This is a genomic window from Exiguobacterium sp. UBA1053 (assembly GCF_002316465.1).
Classification (GTDB): domain Bacteria; phylum Bacillota; class Bacilli; order Exiguobacteriales; family Exiguobacteriaceae; genus Exiguobacterium_A; species Exiguobacterium_A abrahamii.
On sequence record NZ_DCDO01000006.1, the window covers coordinates 65,373 to 81,499 of the forward strand.

Consider the following 16,127-nt stretch of genomic DNA (forward strand, 5'->3'; position numbering starts at 1 on the left):
CTGTCTCTCTTTAACGAACGATCGTCCGGTACCCTTCTGGATTGTGCGCATGCCAATTCCAAGCATCACGGATGATCGTTTCGATGTCGGTGCGTTGTGGTGTCCAGCCGAGAACTTCCTTTGCTTTGGCGGATCCGGCGATTAAGATACTCGGATCCCCTGCACGACGTTCAATGATGCGTTCCGGAATCGGATGTCCCGTTACGCGACGAGCTGCTTCGATGATTTCTCGCACGGAAAACCCTTGGCTTGAACCGAGGTTAAAGACTGCGCTGTCGTTGCCGTCTGCTAAATAATCGAGTGCGCGTACATGGGCATCGATCAAGTCTTCAACATGGATGTAATCACGAATGCACGTGCCATCCGGTGTTGGATAATCATCCCCATAGATCGAAATTTCTGCCCGTTGTCGGTTGGCGACTTCAAGGACGAGCGGAATCAAATGTGTTTCTGGTGTATGGTCTTCTCCGATCTCACCTGTTGCTCGTGCACCGGCGACATTGAAGTAACGTAACGCGACGTAACGTAAACCATACGCTTGTTCAGACCATCGCATCATCTTCTCCATCATCAACTTCGTCTCGCCATATGCATTCGTCGGACGCGTTTCCGCTGTCTCGAGAATCGGCATCTGTTCCTGTTCACCGTATGTCGCTGCCGTCGAAGAGAAGACGATCTGTTTGATGTCGTGCGCGATCATCGCTTCAAGCAACACTTGTGTCCCGTAAACGTTGTTATCAAAGTAACGTAATGGTTCCGTCATCGACTCGCCGACGAGTGAAAAAGCAGCGAAATGAACGACTTGTTCAATCGTCTCTTCCGTAAAGACGCGATCGAGAAAAGCACGATCGCGAATATCTCCTTCATATAGACGTGCTTGCGGATGAACCGCTTCACGGTGACCGGATTGCAGATGGTCGATGACGACGACATCCTTTCCGGAATCAATCAATTGATAGACAGCATGGGAGCCGATATAACCAGCTCCACCTACGACTAACGTTGCCATTTAGATGACCTCCCGTTCGATTTCACGTGCTCCGTCACCGACCGTCGCCGTATAAAACGTCGCCGGGTATCCGATCCGTGCTTCATAGTGTTCGCCGACAGCTTGTTTGAACGCGTCGACTGCTTCGTCTTCGACGATTGCAATCGCACAGCCACCAAAACCAGCACCTGTCATCCGCGCGCCGAGCACGCCCGGTTGCTCCCAAGCGGCTTCGACGAGTGTATCGAGTTCAATCCCTGTCACTTCATAATCTTCGCGTAACGAGACGTGTGACGCATTCATCAACTGACCGAATGTCTTCAGTTCTCCCGCTTCAAGTGCCGCTAGTGCCTGAAGCGTTCGTTCATTTTCTGAAATCGCGTGTCGGGCGCGACGCATCAAACGTTCGCCTTCCCATGCGACTTTCGCAAATTCTGACGTCGTCCATTGTCCGAGCGCTTCTCGTGGCGTGAATTGATTGAGGTAAGCGAGTGCTGACTCACATTCCGCTCGGCGTTCATTGTATTTCGAATCCGCCAGTTCACGGCGTTTGTTCGTATTCATGATGATGATCGTATACCCCGTCAAATCGAGTGGGGCATACGTATAATCGAGCGTCTCACAATCGAGCAACAATCCCGCTCCCGCTTTTCCCATGCCGATCGCAAACTGATCCATGATACCACTGTTGACGCCAATATAACGGTTTTCGACTTGTTGACCGAACCGGACGAGATCAAGACGTGGAATCTCTAATCCGTATAATCGGTCGAGCAAGACACCGATGACGAGTTCAAGCGAAGCCGATGATGAAAGACCAGCTCCATTCGGGATGTCACCTTGAATCAGGATGTCACATCCTGAGTCGATTCGATACCCTGCTTCCTGTAAGACTGTAATCATACCCTTCGCATAGTTCGCCCAACCGTGCTTCGCATCATACGCAAGTTCGTCGAGCGCGACTTCGATGATGCCGTCTTGCTCAAAATTCAGTGAGTAAAAGCGGAAACGTTGATCGTCTCGTTTTCGTGCGATCGCATGCGTGCCGAACGTCAACGCACATGGAAAGACGTGACCGCCATTGTAATCCGTATGTTCGCCGATTAAGTTGATCCGTCCTGGTGCAAAGAAGCGATGCGTCGACGGTGAGCCAAACCGCTGTTCAAATTGTTCTTCTAACGTCTGGTCTGTCATACGATCGTCTCCTTTGATTCGAGTAGTGAGAGCGCACGGTGGACTGGCTGAATCCGCAAGCAGCGGGCTTCATAGTCCGTCGTGTATGAGAACGTCAAGCCTTGTTGCATCAAGTAAGCGCCGCTTAACGTCCGGTCCTCGACTTGATAACGCATTGCTGGGTCGAGTCCTTTTAGTTTGAAGTGATACTGATGTGTTCCGTACTGTCGAAGTGGCGCGATCGCAAGTAGGACCGTTTCTTCTTCTGATGTATACTGCATGACGCTTGGCGTCTGTTGTGTAAATGCAGATAAGCGATACTGGATACCGCGTTGAATCGTCGGACGAATCGCTTGATATGTCTCAATCCAACCTTTTGCTTCCGCAAGTTCATCCGTTGACCATTCGCTTAAGTTACCACCAATGCCGAGTGTGCCTTGCATCGAGGAGACGAAGCGTGTTGCAAGCGGTACATTGCGTCCATTTAACCAGTTCGGTCCGTCCGTCACCCAGCAACTCATCATCTTCGCATTGTAGGCATACGAGAAGTCATGCTGAATTTGTAAGCGATCGAGTGGATCGGTATTATCACTCGTCCAGACTTGTTCTGTCCGTGAGAGGATTCCAAGATCGATCCGTCCGCCACCACCGGCACAGGCTTCGAAGTCGACCGTCGGATGCAAGCGACGTAATTCGTCAAAGATTCGATACAATGCATCGACGTGACGTTTCCACAGTTCTTGTTGGCGATCCGTCTGGTCTTTTGGAACGCCTGGTTCCGAGAAGGCACGGTTCATATCCCATTTGATGTAGTCGATCGCGTGACGCGTCAGCAAATCATCCATCATCTCGAGAATGAATTGCTCGACTTCTGGTAATCCGAGGTTTAAGACGTATTGATTCCGTGACGTCGTCCGAACCGCATCGCGCGCATGGTATATCCAATCTGGATGCGCCCGGTATAGATCAGAATCCGGATTGACCATCTCCGGTTCGACCCACAGACCGAATTGTAAGCCTTGTTGTTTCACATACGAGATCAAAGGTTCTAGACCGTTCGGGAACTTTTCCCGATTGACGTGCCAGTCCCCGAGTCCCGCTTGATCGGAATGGCGTTCGCCAAACCACCCGTCATCGACGACGAACAGCTCACAGCCGATTCCTGCTGCCAGATCAACGAGTTCACGTTGACCAGATTCCGTCACATCGAAATAAGTCGCTTCCCATGAGTTATAGAGAACCGGACGCTCCGTCGCTCGCGGCATGATGACGTCACGCTGGAACGCATGCGCATGGGCGCTCATATCCGCGAAACCGTCCGCATAGCCGATGTAGAACGTTGGTGTCGTCAACTGTTGTTGATGTGATAGTTTCCAACTGAAGTCAAACGGATTCATGCCCCCTGATAGTTGGACAAAACCGAACGCATCTTGTTCGACGTGAATCGCCCAGTTGCCAGAATAAGCAAAATGTCCGTAGACGACTTCACCACTGTCTTCTGTCGCGTCCTGCTCAAGTGCGAACCAAGGATTCGCTTGGTGACTTGTCACTCCACGTCGACTTTCAATCGTCTGACGCCCTGGTGTCACTGGTGTGATCTGTTTCTTGAACTCACCTGTCCACATCCCAGCGAAGTGATGCAGTTTTAAATTCGGTTGATGCCATCGTCCCATCGCAAAGGACTGGGCTGCTGTCAAACGAACAGGTAATCGTCCCGTGTTTTCGACGACGATCGAACGACCGATGATGTCATAATCAGCGAACACTTCGTACTGCACTCCGACACGCATCTCCTGCAAGGGATCAAACAGCCAGAGCGTCAATTTCGTTTCGGTCTGCTCGGAGCGTTCAAACTGGAACTGGTGAATCCGCTGTCCGTCTTCTCGTTCCGATTTCAAAGTCGGCTCCGTGTACAACATCTCGCCGAATGGTACGAAATCGTACGTCGCGACGCCATCTGGTGATTCAAATGAACTGTGTGCGACGATCGGACTCGGTAATGCTTCATAATCATCTCGATATGGTAACTTGGCACCGAAATACGTGTGAATCAGCTTACCGTTCGCACCAATCGTGACGACGTGAGCGACCCGTTTCCCTTCGATGACGAAACGACGTCCTGCTACTTCAAAGATTGCCATGGTTCTCTTCCTCCTTACGTCGTCAGAATCAGTGTCTCAAGTGGTGCGAGCTGGACCGTTCCACGATATGTCTCATCTTTTGTCAATGCTTTGTATGTTCCGTCTAACGTGACGTCCCGCGTTTCTTTCGTATCATGGTTCATCAAGAAGAGGAAATCACGTTTTTCGCCGTGACGACGCACGATTTCGACTTGATCCGGCGCCTCGATCATCTCGATGCCGGCCTCAGTGAACGCTTGACGGTAAATCGTATCAATCATCGCGTCATCAATCGATGAGCCGATGTAGGTAATCATTCCTTTATAGGCATTGCGCGTCACAGCCGCTACACCCTCGTAGAACGTATCTTTATAGACAGCGAGCGTCTCTGCTGTCGTTGGTGTGATGAGATCACACCAGAGGCGGGCTGTTGAGGATTGTCCTGCCATCTCGCCGATGCCTGTCACCTGATGTTGCTGAACGGATTGGAGTGACTCGTATTCGTCGATCTCGATGCCCGCATACGGCGCGAACTTACCTGGTAACGTCGTCGGCACGACATGGTTCCGTGCATCCTTGACGCCTGTCCGGTACGTGAAGATGACGTGACCGCCTTGTTCCATGTACGCAATCAAGGCGTCATCGAACGTTGGATTCGTCAAGAAATAGAGTGGAACGATGATCAGTTTATAATGCGACAAGTCGTCACCTGGGAAGACGATGTCGGTTGCGACTTGTTGACGAACCGCTCCACCATAGAAGCGGACGAACTCCGTCCGGAAATCAAACGCATCACTGTGTGGCTGGTGTGTCCACGCCCAGACGTTTTCTTGATCGAAATAGACACCGACTTTCGCGTCATAACGGCTCGCGTTGATCTCATCGCCATACGTATTCAGTTCCGTCATGATTTGTTTGACCTCTTCGAATTTCCGCTTCGGTTTGCCGTCATGATCGATGATGCCGTGACAGAACTCCTCTGTTCCGAAATGAGCAGCCCGGAAGCGGAAGTAGACGATCGCTTCTGCTCCCCGCGCGACCGCTTGGTACGTCCAGAGGCGAATATGTCCTGGTCGTGGCAAGTAACCGATTTTACTCCAGCCTTGCGCGCCACTCAACTGTTCCATGACCCAGAACCCTTTTCCTTGCTTCGAAGAGCGGCAAAGATCGTGATCACTTGCCATCTTCTCGAACCGGTTCGGCTCCGGTAGTCCACCCCAGACCGGGTAGTTATCGAACGCCACGTAATCGAGGTCTTGCGCCATTTGTTGCTGATTGACCGCCATGTCACTGTAGACCAGATTGTGCGTGATGAAGACGTCCTTTGGAATGTAGCGACGTAAGACATCAACTTGTAATTTGTTGTAGTACGTATAGCCGTCGGCACAGAAGCGATCGAAGTCGACGAGCAAGGATGGGTTGTGTTCCTGATAGACTTTACGCGGTACCGGGATTTGCTCCCACGCCGTGTACGTCTGACTCCAGAAGACGGTTCCCCATGCTTCGTTCAAGGCATCGAGCGTTCCGTAACGGTTCGCTAGCCAACGCTGAAAAGCAGCGCGGTCGACATCACCGTAAGAACGATCCGATTTCTCATGCCCGTATTCATTATCCGTTTGCCACCCGATGACACGAGGATGTTGACCGTATCGTTTCGCCATTTCTTCCGTGATCTTGACGGATAGACGCTGGTACGTTTCGCTGTGGACCGTATAATGGCGACGAGCACCAAAGCTGATCGTCACACCGTTCTCATCGACCGGTAAGATTTCTGGATACTTCGTACATAACCAAGCCGGTGGTGTCGCAGTTGGTGTCCCGAGTACGATATCGAATCCTTCCGCACTCAAGCGTTCGATGACGTCATCCCAAAAGCTGAAGTCATAGACGCCTTCTTCCGGCTCCATCATCGACCAAGCGAATTCCGCCAGACGAACGACGTTGACGCCAAGTTCCTTCATCAGTCGGAAGTCTTCCTCCCATAGCGCTCGTGGTGTTTGTTCTGGATAATAATCGACTCCTAAATACATTGTGCTCCCCCTTACGCAAAAACAATTATTTTACTGCACCCGCCGTCATTCCTTTTTGGAAGAAACGTTGGAAGAAGATATAGAAGATCATCGTCGGTAAACTGATCAAAACAAGTGACGCATAGATTTTTCCTGGGTCCCCACCGAGCGCATCCTTGAAGAAACTTGGTGCCATCGTCACTGTCTGATAGGCAGGATCCGTCATGAACGTAAGAACCATCAAGTATTCGTTCCATGAGTTAAGGAACGCATAGATTAAAGCTGTTGCGAGCGCTGGTTTTGCGAGTGGTAGCATGACTTTGAAGAACACTTCAAGAATCGTCGCCCCATCGATATACGCCGCTTCCATCAGTTCGTTTGGTAGTTCATCGAAGTACCCTTTGATGAGCATCAGACCGAATGGTAAGAAGAACGCAACTTCCGCTCCGATCAGTCCCCAGTGGTTGTTCAGTCCGTCAAACGAACGGAGCGTGAAGAACAATGGAACGATCATCGAAGCGACGGGTAACATCAGACCCGCTAAGACCATGTTGAACAACAGGCGTTTTCCAGCAAACTCAAGTTTCGAGAAGGCAAACGCCGCGAATGCCAGAATCGTGATCGAGATGATGATCATGAAGAAGGCAACGAAGAAACTGTTGAAGACGAACGTTGGGAAGTTCGGGTTTTGCAGTGTCGCAATATAGTTGTCGAATCCATTGATTCGGAGACTCTCTTTGAACATGACGAAAATCGGGAATAACCAGACGATTGATGCCAGCACCAATACAAGGTTGATCATCCAGCGGTTTTTTTTAGATTCTACATCCATGGGTCGTTCCTCCTTAGTTATCCATTTTCTTTTGTACGTGCAATTGGAAGTACGTGATGAGTAAGGCAATCGTCAACAGGATGATGGCAACAGCACTCGAGTAACCGACTTCCTGTTGCAACATCGATTTCCGGAATAGATAAGTCGAAATGAACTCCGTCGACGATCCCGGTCCGCCGGCTGTCGTGATCCAGACTAAGTCAAACGTCTTCAGACCACCGATGACACCGAGGATCGAAAGTGTGAACGTCGTTCCTTTCAAGTTCGGGAAGACGATGCTCCACAGTGTCCGGAAGAATCCAGCTCCATCGATTTTTGCTGCTTCGAAGATTTCCTTCTCAATCGTCAACATCGCCATGTAGTACATGACCATTGAAGAACCCGTCCACTGGAAGATGTTGATTGCAATGACGGAATAAAGCGCGATATCCGGGTCACCGAGCCAGTTCTGTTCGAGGCTACCGAGACCAATTGCACGGAGGAACTCATTGATGTAACCAAACTGGAAATCATAGATTTGTGAGAATGCCGCACCGAGTACGACAGGGCTCAAGACGACCGGGAAGAAGAAGACCGACTTCATCGCCGTCCGCATTGGTCCCGGTGTATGCAGGAAGTACGCCAAGACAAGACCGATACCGGCTTGGATCGTGACTGTTAAAATCGTGAAGATGAACGTATTCTTCAGCGAGAGATAGAAGTCTGGATCTTGGAACATCTCAGCATAGTTGTCGAGTCCGACGAACGCTTTGTCAAACGAGATTCCGTCCCACGAGAAGAACGAGTTATAGGCGTTATAGAAGATCCCATAATAGATGAAGCTGACGACGAACAAGACGATCGGGGCAACGAAAGCCCATCCGACCATGTTCCGCTTCATGTTCTTTTTCTTCCTTGGCGCAGGCGTACGTGTCGCTATCGGCTGGAGCGGTTCTGCTTTTGGTTTAATCGGCAATTCCTGTCGCTCTGTCTGCATATGGATTCCCCACTTTCCTCAAGTCCAAAAATCAGGAAGTGGCACGCAGGCGTACCACTTCACTGTCGAGTCTTATTTCGCTGATTGATCCGCTGCGTCTTGAACGCGTTGTAATGCTTCTTTCGGATCTTGTCCTGTCGCGATGTTTTGAAGTTCCTTACCGAGGATATCGTTTAATTTCGTATCCCGGATACCACGGCTAGCAACCGCTTTTGCTAATGTGTCGTTCAACATCTTGTACGACTCTTTTTCACCTTCCGATGTGAAGGCAGCATCTGAATCGACTTTGACGTCCTTGATTCCAGGTGCCATCTCGAACTCACCCATGTAGACTTCTTGTCCTTTTCCTTGGCTCATGAAGGCGATGAACTCCGCTGCACCTTCTTGTTGTTTTGACTCTTTGTTGACACCAAGTGCCATGTCGATCGATGCGATGACGGGTTGCTCTGTTCCGCCTGCTAAGTTCGGGAGTGGAACGAATCCGAGCTCATCATCGATTTTCCATTTTTCTTTTTTCTCTTTCGTCGTCATCGAGTGTGCTTCCCATGAACCGATGACCCACATCGCTGCTTTTTTATCGAAGAATTGGTTCATCCCGTCATTGTACGTCGCTAGACCAAGTGCACCTTCTTGGAAGACTTTATCCTTGAAGAGGTCTTGCCAGATTTGCGCTGTTTTGACCATCTCGTCGTCTGTCCACTTCGCTTCACCCGAAAGAACTTTTTGGATGTAGCCTGGTGCCACTTGGTGACTGAGGACGTTGTAGACGTCGATATCGATCCACGCATCTTTTGCTCCGAGCATGAGTGGGATGACTTTATCGCCTGAGTCTTTGATCTTCTTGACTGCACTGACTGTTTCTTTGTAGTTCTTCGGTGGTGTCACGCCGTATTTGTCGAGCATCGTCTTGTTGTACATCAAGTAAGCTTGACCTGTGAACCCGATTGGCACTGCATATTGTTTACCGTCGAGTGTCGTTTGTTCGATTCCAAGCTCGACGAACTTGTCTTTCCAGCCTTTGCCTGCTGCTTTATCCATGTACGAATCAACGGGTACGACACGATCCTTGTACTGCTGGATCATCGGTTCTTTTAGACCGATGATGTCTGGACCCTTACCTGACAACATCGCGACTTGTAATTGTTTTTCATAGTCTTCACTGTAGCGTTTGAATTGAACGACGTATTTGTCTTGCGATTCGTTGAACGCATCAACGACTGCTTTCCCCGCTTCTGGTTGTGGCGCCCAGCCCCACCATGTGACGATCGTCTTGCCGTCTTTCGTTTTCGTTTGTTGCTCGTCTTCGCCACCACAAGCAGCAAGGAATGCGGATAATGTTAGGACTGATGCTGCAGCAACGAGTTTCGTTTTTTTGAATTTCATGTAAGAGCTCCCCTTTTATGTGTAAGTAGTCAAGCGTATCGTCTAGCGTGTTCCCCTTCAATTTGTGCTTGTTTGCACCATTCTTCGATCACCTTCGTCTGAATCGGCATTCCCTGGAGCTGAATCAATACGCGGGCAATCAATCGAAGACGGTACGCCAGCGTATCGACGTCCGGTCGGACGAAGAGATATAACTCCCCACCGAGGGTCAAACAACCGGCAGAGCGCATGTGTTGCATGAGTGCGCGTAATTCAATGTATCCGCTCTCATTTTTTCGAATGTGTAGCTCGGATGAACGAATCGTCAGGACCCCTTGTACCGATGACATCCGGAATTGAAACACACCGTCACGTCGTGGTCGGACGAGCACGATATCCTGCTCGTCTGTCGGGACATCGCCTGGACCCTGTTCTGTCATCTGTTGCGTCGACCGATGAAAATAAAAACCGCGGATTGCTCCGTAACGCCCGAAAGCTTCACGGTACGAAACCCATGGATCGTGTGGTTCCATTGCGCGATGCCTCCCTTTCCTGCTTCAGCTTGATTAGCCCCTGCTAACCTGCATCCACCTCCACTTAGTTGACCATGAACTTAGTAAATTAAATTTATTATCTAACTTTACATCGACTATAGCACATCACTTTTTCATTTGTAAACGGTTTCATCAAAATATTTTTGAATAACAAAACCGATTCCATCTCCTGCTGGTTCGCAAGACATGGAATCGGCTCATTAAATCGTTTGAAATAAACTGTTTGTTGCAAGGGCCGCAGCACTGAGCGCTCCCTGTTTTTCACCCCACGGGACCATCTTGACATCGGTTTCACGTGAAGCAGCGGTCAACGCCGTGTGCTCGACCCGTTCCTTGATTTGATCAACGATCGTAGGTGCGAGCTCGAACATCGGTCCCCCAAGTAAGATCCGGCGTGGATTCAAAAGATGAATCGTATTCAAGACCCCGATTCCGATATATTCCCCCGCCCGTTCATACGCACGAACCGCCTGCTCGTCTCCCTCGTTCAATCGCTTGCGCAAATCAGCAAGCGTCGAGACTTGTGGATCAACGATAGCATAATCCCGTAACAATGCTTTTTCGCCTGCCAACGCTTCAAGACATCCTCGGTTCCCACACGAGCAAATCGGACCATCGAGATCAAGGCGCATATGTCCGACCTCTCCCGTAATATGATGTTGTCCGTCGACAAGCTGTCCGTCGAGCACATAAGCACCCCCGATCCCTTCCCCAGCATAGAGATAGAAGAATTGTTCGACCCCGACGCCTTCACCGAACAATAACTCAAACGAAGCGAGTGCCCGGACATCATTTTCGATGAAGACAGGATAGTCAAAACGTGCTTCGAGTTGTACCTTCAACTCAACATCATGCAGATGGAATCGTGGAGCAAAAAGAATGACACCTGTCTCCGGATTGACCATCCCGTGGACGGAGATCCCGATTCCGTGAATCGTTCCTCGTCCTTGTGTCTGTGCAATCAAGGTCTCGCATAAGCGACCAATGGCTTCAATCAGTTCTTCATTCGTCTCAAAGCGTCCCACGGCTTCGGACTCATGAATCGTATTGCCACTTAAATCCGCAACGACCCCGATGAACTGATGGCTTGTTGCATCGATACCAATGACGTACTGTTCTGTTGCGACGAGTTCGAGCATGATCGGTTTTCGTCCCCCGTTTGATACCCCGAGCTCTCGTTCCGTCACGAGTTGTTCTGCAATCAATTCACTGACGATGTTCGATACCGTCGGCTTCGTCAAGTTCGTCCGTTGTGCTAACTCGACCCGCGAAATCGGTTGATGCATCCGGATCAGCCGCAAGACGAGTGCTCGATTATAAGAACGCATCCATTTAGAATTACGCGGTGTTTCTTTCGCCATGTCCCCCTCAACCCCTTTGGTCTGTCTCTTTACTATCTTCGCATATTTTGTAAGGGATTTCACGGTCTCACACAAAAACCGTTCATCTGCTGAACGGTTTTTGTGCACTTTCATGCTTCGTCATATGGTTGTTCCAAGATCAAGACACGTGAACCGTCCGGATTTTCGGTCAGTTCAATTTCGACGATGGCTTGACCGACCAGCAAAACGATTGGTAGAGAAGGATCATTCTCGCGAAAGAAACCGATTTTCCCGTGGTGTGCGTCCATATAGTCTGCATATAAAAATGTGCCGTTGACGTGTAACTCATCCTTCATGCGATTAAACGTCAGACGTGGCACACCGTACCAGGCTTCCCCATTCAAATAAAGCAATGGACGCTCGCCGACCGATTCATTCATCGCCCGTCGGACCTCGATTGCCCCCGTCGTATCGTAATACAATCGATCCTGACCACGTGTCGCGATGACGATCGGATGTTTTTGATACAAGACGACTTCTAAAATTTCATCCGCTTGTTCGACGAAATAACCAGTCTGATCCGACTGGGCAAAACTAATCGTATATAGCTGCATCCAGGAAACAATATCCGTCACTTGAACCGGTTTATGAAAAAGCGCAGAAACAAGCAGTGTTTCTTGCGGAGTCACAATCAGATTGACGGAGATATCCGCTAAGCGGATCGTCCGGATTTGTGTCGAAGGATACGTATGGTCATAACTCGGAACAAGCATCGCTTCATAGTGATCATCCTTTTCGACCAGTTCAATCGATGGCATGCGTCGATCAAAATCCGCAATTTGAATTCGTTTCATCCGACATCTCCTCTCACCTTCTCGAACAGCCTCACGCAAGTTATTACCCAATATCTGGTTTTCGTGCACTCCCCTGAATTCAAAAAACCGGAACGCATGCGTCCCGGTCATTGTAGGTACAAATCATATAGTAGATATAGAATGCCTCCGACGATGATTATAAATGAGAAGATGCCTGCCTTCCCAAAAAAGACGCGATCGACGGTTTCATCTCGTTCGAATCTTTGCTTCGTCATGTAGTACCGCTCCCTTTAACAAGCTAGTAGTACTTCTCTTTTTCGACGTCTCGTATCCAATCCCTTGTTATGATCTGTCATTTCGTTCCATTTGCGAAATAAATCAATGTTTCGGTCTCATCTTCTGTCAATGGTCGTCCTGTCTCTTCTGCATATAAGGTCCGCATGTCCTTCAGTCGTCCTCGGGTCGCTTCTGTTACGCGAATGGCTCGATGCAACATGTTGATCTCTTCTTCAAATTCCGACTTCGGCATCGCTTCTCCATGCGACCAGATATAATAGTCGGCATCTAAACGATCGAGTGTCGTTAGTAAACGCGTCGTCCGTTCGACCGTATAATTCCACTTCGGTGAAAAGATATCGGCATACATCGCGTCACCTAAGAACACGACGCGTTCTTCCGGAATGTAGACGAGTAGGCTGCCGGGAGAATGATCATTATCGACCTCGATCAGTTGGCAATGCACGCCGCCTAAATCAAGCTCCAGTTGTCCTTCAAAGCTGATTGTCGGTAAAACGACTTCGATATCACGTGTCGCTCCGAACTCGAGCTTGATCGCGTCCGCACAAAACGGAATCTCGATGCCTTGATCCATTCGTTCTTGTAACGCTTCATCCGTCCAAGCGTAGGGTTGCATCTCCTCCATATGCGTGATCGTTTGCTTAGTCGCAATCGACGGCAGACCAAGATGTTTCATGCCAAAAATATGATCCCAGTGCCAGTGGGTCAATGCCAATAAGTCAGGTGATCCAAGATTGTGTGTCTTCATTTCTTCTAAGAATAGTGCTGCATGGGCTGACGAGTTTCCCGCATCGATCATCAATTGATGCTTTTCCCCACGCACGACGGCGAGAATCGGGCGGTCCGTCTCGCTGACCGGTGTCTGATACCAAATCCGTGAAGTCAGTTGTTTGAAGTGTTGCATGCTCTACCTCCTTATCATCTGCTCTTAGTATACGTCATGACAAAACCGGGTTCATCTAGAAGACGAACCCGGTCTGGTTAGTTCTTATTTTTTAGCGTTTGGTCGAAACGGCCACCAGACCCCTTTACCAAACGATACTGTGATCGCTGGAATCAAGAGCGGTAAGACGATCAATCCATATAAGAGTAGACCTGTGATGACGATCGTCGCGATTTGAACGAGACTCAAGACACCAGACGGCATCATCGCTCCGAACGTTCCTGCGAGGATGATCGCTGCCGTGATGATGACAGATCCCATCTTTTTCATCGACAGGAACATCGCTTCCTTCGTATCGAGTCCCTTGATCGTCTCTTCCCGGAAACGGTCGAGGAGGAAAATCGAGTAGTCGATACCAAGGGCAATCAACATAACGAATCCGAAGAACGGAACGGCCCAACTGATACCGTCATATCCAAGTCCATTGACGAAGATCAGCTCTGCGATCGACATCGACGTATAATACGTCAGCAATAACGAACCGATCATAAACAACGGCATGATCAACGAACGGAACATGATTGCTAGAATCACGAAGAGACTGATCAGCATGACCGTCACTGTTCGTTTGAAATCGGCTTTCGACGTATCATTTAAATCACTGTTGACGCTTGAGATACCACCGTATGCAACGGTGCTGTCTTCAAACGGTGTCCCTTTGATTGTCTTCGCTGTCGTCTCTTTGATGGCAGCGACGGTTTGAATCGCTTGCGGCGAATACGGATCATCTTCAAGAATGACTTCGAACTTCAATCCCGTCTGTTGATCGATGGCGTAACGATCAATCGCTGGTTTAAAGGCTTTATCCGACAGCGTATCTTTTGGAACGAACACACCTGTCCCCCGAATCGATGTCGCTTGTCCCATCTCGGTTAGAAGGTCGGAAATGTCTTCAAGACCACTTTCGATTTTCGTTAATCCTGCGTTTGCCTGACCGACTCCATCCGCGAGTTGCGTCAACCCACTTCCAAGTTGACCCGCTTGCGCACCTTGAGACGCGATACCACTTGCGGCTTGACTAATGCCGGCTTGAACTTGGCTCAATTGACCAGACAAAGCATTCAACGTTCCGACGGTTTGCGGGATGTTTTGGGTCGATTGTAGACCTTGACCGACGAGCGTCAACTGTTGGTTAATTTGCCCAAGTCCGTCTGCTGCTTGTTGCAACTGACTCGCACCTGCTGAAGCCGCATCTCCTGCCGGTAGCTGTCCTGTGATACCGTTGAGATTATCTTCAACGGTCGTCAGACCAGACTGAACATCCGTAAGACCAGCGGTAGCTTTCTTCATGCCATCAGCAACTTGTTTTAATTGACGATCGACGTAGAAATCGTTGATGACTTCGCCTGTCGGACGAGAAATCGAACGAACAGATTTGACCCCATCAATCTTCACCAGTTCACGACTGAGTTGTTCTGCATAAGGAACTGTTTTTTCAGTAATCAAATCATCATCACTCTTCAGGATGACGTTGACCGGGAGCGACTCACCTGCCCCAAATCCATCCGAGATCGCATTGAGTCCTTTGACCGTCTCATACTTCGCACCAATCTCATCGACGGTATTGAACGAGAGGTCGTCATCATACGTAAAGAGTGTCGGAACCGTGACGATCGCAACGATGATCATCGCGAGCAACGGACGACGAATCGACAAGCCACCATAATGTGCCCAGAGCTTGCTATCCTGGTGACTCGCTGCCTTCTTCGATGGCCAAAATAGCTTTTCTTTTAATGTGGCCATGAAGAATGGGACAAGTGTGAACAAGACAAGTAAGAGTACGGCAATCCCAACCGCAACGGCGACCGATGACTTAAAGATCGGGAAGTCCGCAAAACCGATCGCTGAGAAACCGACAAGCACAGCGAGACCACTGATGAGTAATGTACGCCCTGCTGTCTTATACGTATTGACGATTGCTGTCTCAACGTCATGTCCTGCCGTCAACTCTTCCTTGTACCGGCTCAGGAGCAAAATACAATAGTCCGTCCCAATCCCGAACAGGATGGCGACGAGGAATATTTGCGTATAGTTCGATACCGGGAAGCCGAACCAATCGACGAAAAAGGCGACAAGTGATTGGCTGATCAGGTACGTAAACCCAACCGCAACGAGTGGAACGAACGGTGTGACGACTGAACGGAAGACGAGCAGAAGTAGTCCGAAAATCAATCCGACGGTAATCAGTTCCGTCCGCTTCAGTCCCTCTTGCGAGCTCGTATTAACGTCATCGTTGATTAACGCTTCACCCGTTAGATAAATCGTTTGATCCTTTGGTAAAAGATCCGTCCGGATTTGTTTTGCCAGTTTGACGATCTCTTCTTGCGAACCGTCGACCGTGATTGGCACGAGAACTGTCTTTTTGTCTTTTGAGACGAGCTGTCCTTCCGTCTCTTTGTTTTCAAACGGATCGAGCACATCCGTGACCGGACGATCAAGTGCTTCTAAATCCTTAACGATTTGCCCGATTGATGTTCGATCGGCATCGCTGACTTTGTCTTTGAGCGGAATGACAAGCGAGATCGTTTCTTCACTTGCCCCCGCTTTTTCTAAAATATCAGCTGCCCGTTGTGAATCGGCATCATTTGCAAGCTGAATCGCACCTGCTTCTTCTGCTTGTTTAGCCAAGTTTGGTGCCGTAAATAGTAAACCTACTGTGACGATGAGCAATAACGCAAGAATTGCCCAACGCCATTTGACGATTTGTCGCATATCCGATTCTCCTCTTCCTTCGAT

General features: G+C 49.4%; 13 protein-coding genes. All 13 read right to left on the reverse strand.

Features of this window, described 5'->3' with window-relative positions:
- Window positions 1-10: 10 nt before the first annotated feature.
- Window positions 11-1,009, reverse strand: a complete 999-nt coding sequence (gene galE / locus B3G15_RS05610) for a UDP-glucose 4-epimerase GalE (protein ID WP_290716875.1) — start codon at window positions 1,007-1,009, stop codon at window positions 11-13.
- Entirely contained in the window at window positions 1,010-2,182 is a 1,173-nt protein-coding gene (locus B3G15_RS05615) for a galactokinase (RefSeq protein WP_290716878.1), read from the reverse strand. It lies immediately after the preceding gene.
- Window positions 2,179-4,302 (reverse strand): alpha-galactosidase, encoded by a 2,124-nt coding sequence (locus tag B3G15_RS05620; protein ID WP_290716882.1) that lies wholly within the window; start codon window positions 4,300-4,302, stop codon window positions 2,179-2,181. Before B3G15_RS05620 ends, B3G15_RS05615 begins: the two co-directional genes overlap by 4 nt.
- A gap of 14 nt (window positions 4,303-4,316) precedes the next feature.
- Complete coding sequence (locus tag B3G15_RS05625; RefSeq protein ID WP_290716885.1) at window positions 4,317-6,311, reverse strand: beta-galactosidase; 1,995 nt, start codon at window positions 6,309-6,311, stop codon at window positions 4,317-4,319.
- A 25-nt stretch (window positions 6,312-6,336) separates the two neighbouring features.
- Window positions 6,337-7,122: a carbohydrate ABC transporter permease gene (locus B3G15_RS05630; protein ID WP_290716892.1), complete on the reverse strand. Its 786-nt coding sequence runs from the start codon at window positions 7,120-7,122 to the stop codon at window positions 6,337-6,339.
- Window positions 7,123-7,135: 13 nt separating this feature from the next.
- Complete coding sequence (locus B3G15_RS05635; protein WP_290716895.1) at window positions 7,136-8,098, reverse strand: carbohydrate ABC transporter permease; 963 nt, start codon at window positions 8,096-8,098, stop codon at window positions 7,136-7,138.
- A 72-nt stretch (window positions 8,099-8,170) separates the two neighbouring features.
- The gene (locus B3G15_RS05640; RefSeq protein WP_050678942.1) at window positions 8,171-9,481 is read right to left on the reverse strand and encodes an ABC transporter substrate-binding protein; all 1,311 of its coding nucleotides are present in this window, start codon (window positions 9,479-9,481) and stop codon (window positions 8,171-8,173) included.
- A 29-nt stretch (window positions 9,482-9,510) separates the two neighbouring features.
- On the reverse strand, window positions 9,511-9,993 hold the full coding sequence (locus B3G15_RS05645; RefSeq protein ID WP_055970124.1) for a hypothetical protein: 483 nt from the start codon (window positions 9,991-9,993) through the stop codon (window positions 9,511-9,513).
- A 221-nt stretch (window positions 9,994-10,214) separates the two neighbouring features.
- Window positions 10,215-11,375, reverse strand: a complete 1,161-nt coding sequence (locus tag B3G15_RS05650) for an ROK family transcriptional regulator (RefSeq protein ID WP_290716904.1) — start codon at window positions 11,373-11,375, stop codon at window positions 10,215-10,217.
- Between the two features lie 110 nt (window positions 11,376-11,485).
- A complete protein-coding gene (locus tag B3G15_RS05655) occupies window positions 11,486-12,190 on the reverse strand; it encodes a hypothetical protein (protein WP_214748499.1) in 705 nt (234 codons plus the stop codon).
- Window positions 12,191-12,297: 107 nt separating this feature from the next.
- The gene (locus B3G15_RS05660; protein WP_290716909.1) at window positions 12,298-12,426 is read right to left on the reverse strand and encodes a hypothetical protein; all 129 of its coding nucleotides are present in this window, start codon (window positions 12,424-12,426) and stop codon (window positions 12,298-12,300) included.
- A gap of 77 nt (window positions 12,427-12,503) precedes the next feature.
- Window positions 12,504-13,352: an MBL fold metallo-hydrolase gene (locus B3G15_RS05665; RefSeq protein ID WP_290716912.1), complete on the reverse strand. Its 849-nt coding sequence runs from the start codon at window positions 13,350-13,352 to the stop codon at window positions 12,504-12,506.
- Between the two features lie 84 nt (window positions 13,353-13,436).
- Window positions 13,437-16,103: an MMPL family transporter gene (locus B3G15_RS05670; RefSeq protein ID WP_290716916.1), complete on the reverse strand. Its 2,667-nt coding sequence runs from the start codon at window positions 16,101-16,103 to the stop codon at window positions 13,437-13,439.
- Window positions 16,104-16,127 lie beyond the last annotated feature (24 nt).

Coding starts and splice junctions, on each gene's coding strand:
- B3G15_RS05635 (WP_290716895.1), bottom strand. CDS start 8,098: ATGCAGACAGAGCGACAGGAATTGCCGATTAAACCAAAAGCAGAACCG.
- B3G15_RS05645 (WP_055970124.1), bottom strand. CDS start 9,993: ATGGAACCACACGATCCATGGGTTTCGTACCGTGAAGCTTTCGGGCGT.
- B3G15_RS05615 (WP_290716878.1), bottom strand. CDS start 2,182: ATGACAGACCAGACGTTAGAAGAACAATTTGAACAGCGGTTTGGCTCA.
- B3G15_RS05655 (WP_214748499.1), bottom strand. CDS start 12,190: ATGAAACGAATTCAAATTGCGGATTTTGATCGACGCATGCCATCGATT.
- galE (WP_290716875.1), bottom strand. CDS start 1,009: ATGGCAACGTTAGTCGTAGGTGGAGCTGGTTATATCGGCTCCCATGCT.
- B3G15_RS05650 (WP_290716904.1), bottom strand. CDS start 11,375: ATGGCGAAAGAAACACCGCGTAATTCTAAATGGATGCGTTCTTATAAT.
- B3G15_RS05640 (WP_050678942.1), bottom strand. CDS start 9,481: ATGAAATTCAAAAAAACGAAACTCGTTGCTGCAGCATCAGTCCTAACA.
- B3G15_RS05660 (WP_290716909.1), bottom strand. CDS start 12,426: ATGACGAAGCAAAGATTCGAACGAGATGAAACCGTCGATCGCGTCTTT.
- B3G15_RS05620 (WP_290716882.1), bottom strand. CDS start 4,302: ATGGCAATCTTTGAAGTAGCAGGACGTCGTTTCGTCATCGAAGGGAAA.
- B3G15_RS05665 (WP_290716912.1), bottom strand. CDS start 13,352: ATGCAACACTTCAAACAACTGACTTCACGGATTTGGTATCAGACACCG.
- B3G15_RS05630 (WP_290716892.1), bottom strand. CDS start 7,122: ATGGATGTAGAATCTAAAAAAAACCGCTGGATGATCAACCTTGTATTG.
- B3G15_RS05670 (WP_290716916.1), bottom strand. CDS start 16,103: ATGCGACAAATCGTCAAATGGCGTTGGGCAATTCTTGCGTTATTGCTC.
- B3G15_RS05625 (WP_290716885.1), bottom strand. CDS start 6,311: ATGTATTTAGGAGTCGATTATTATCCAGAACAAACACCACGAGCGCTA.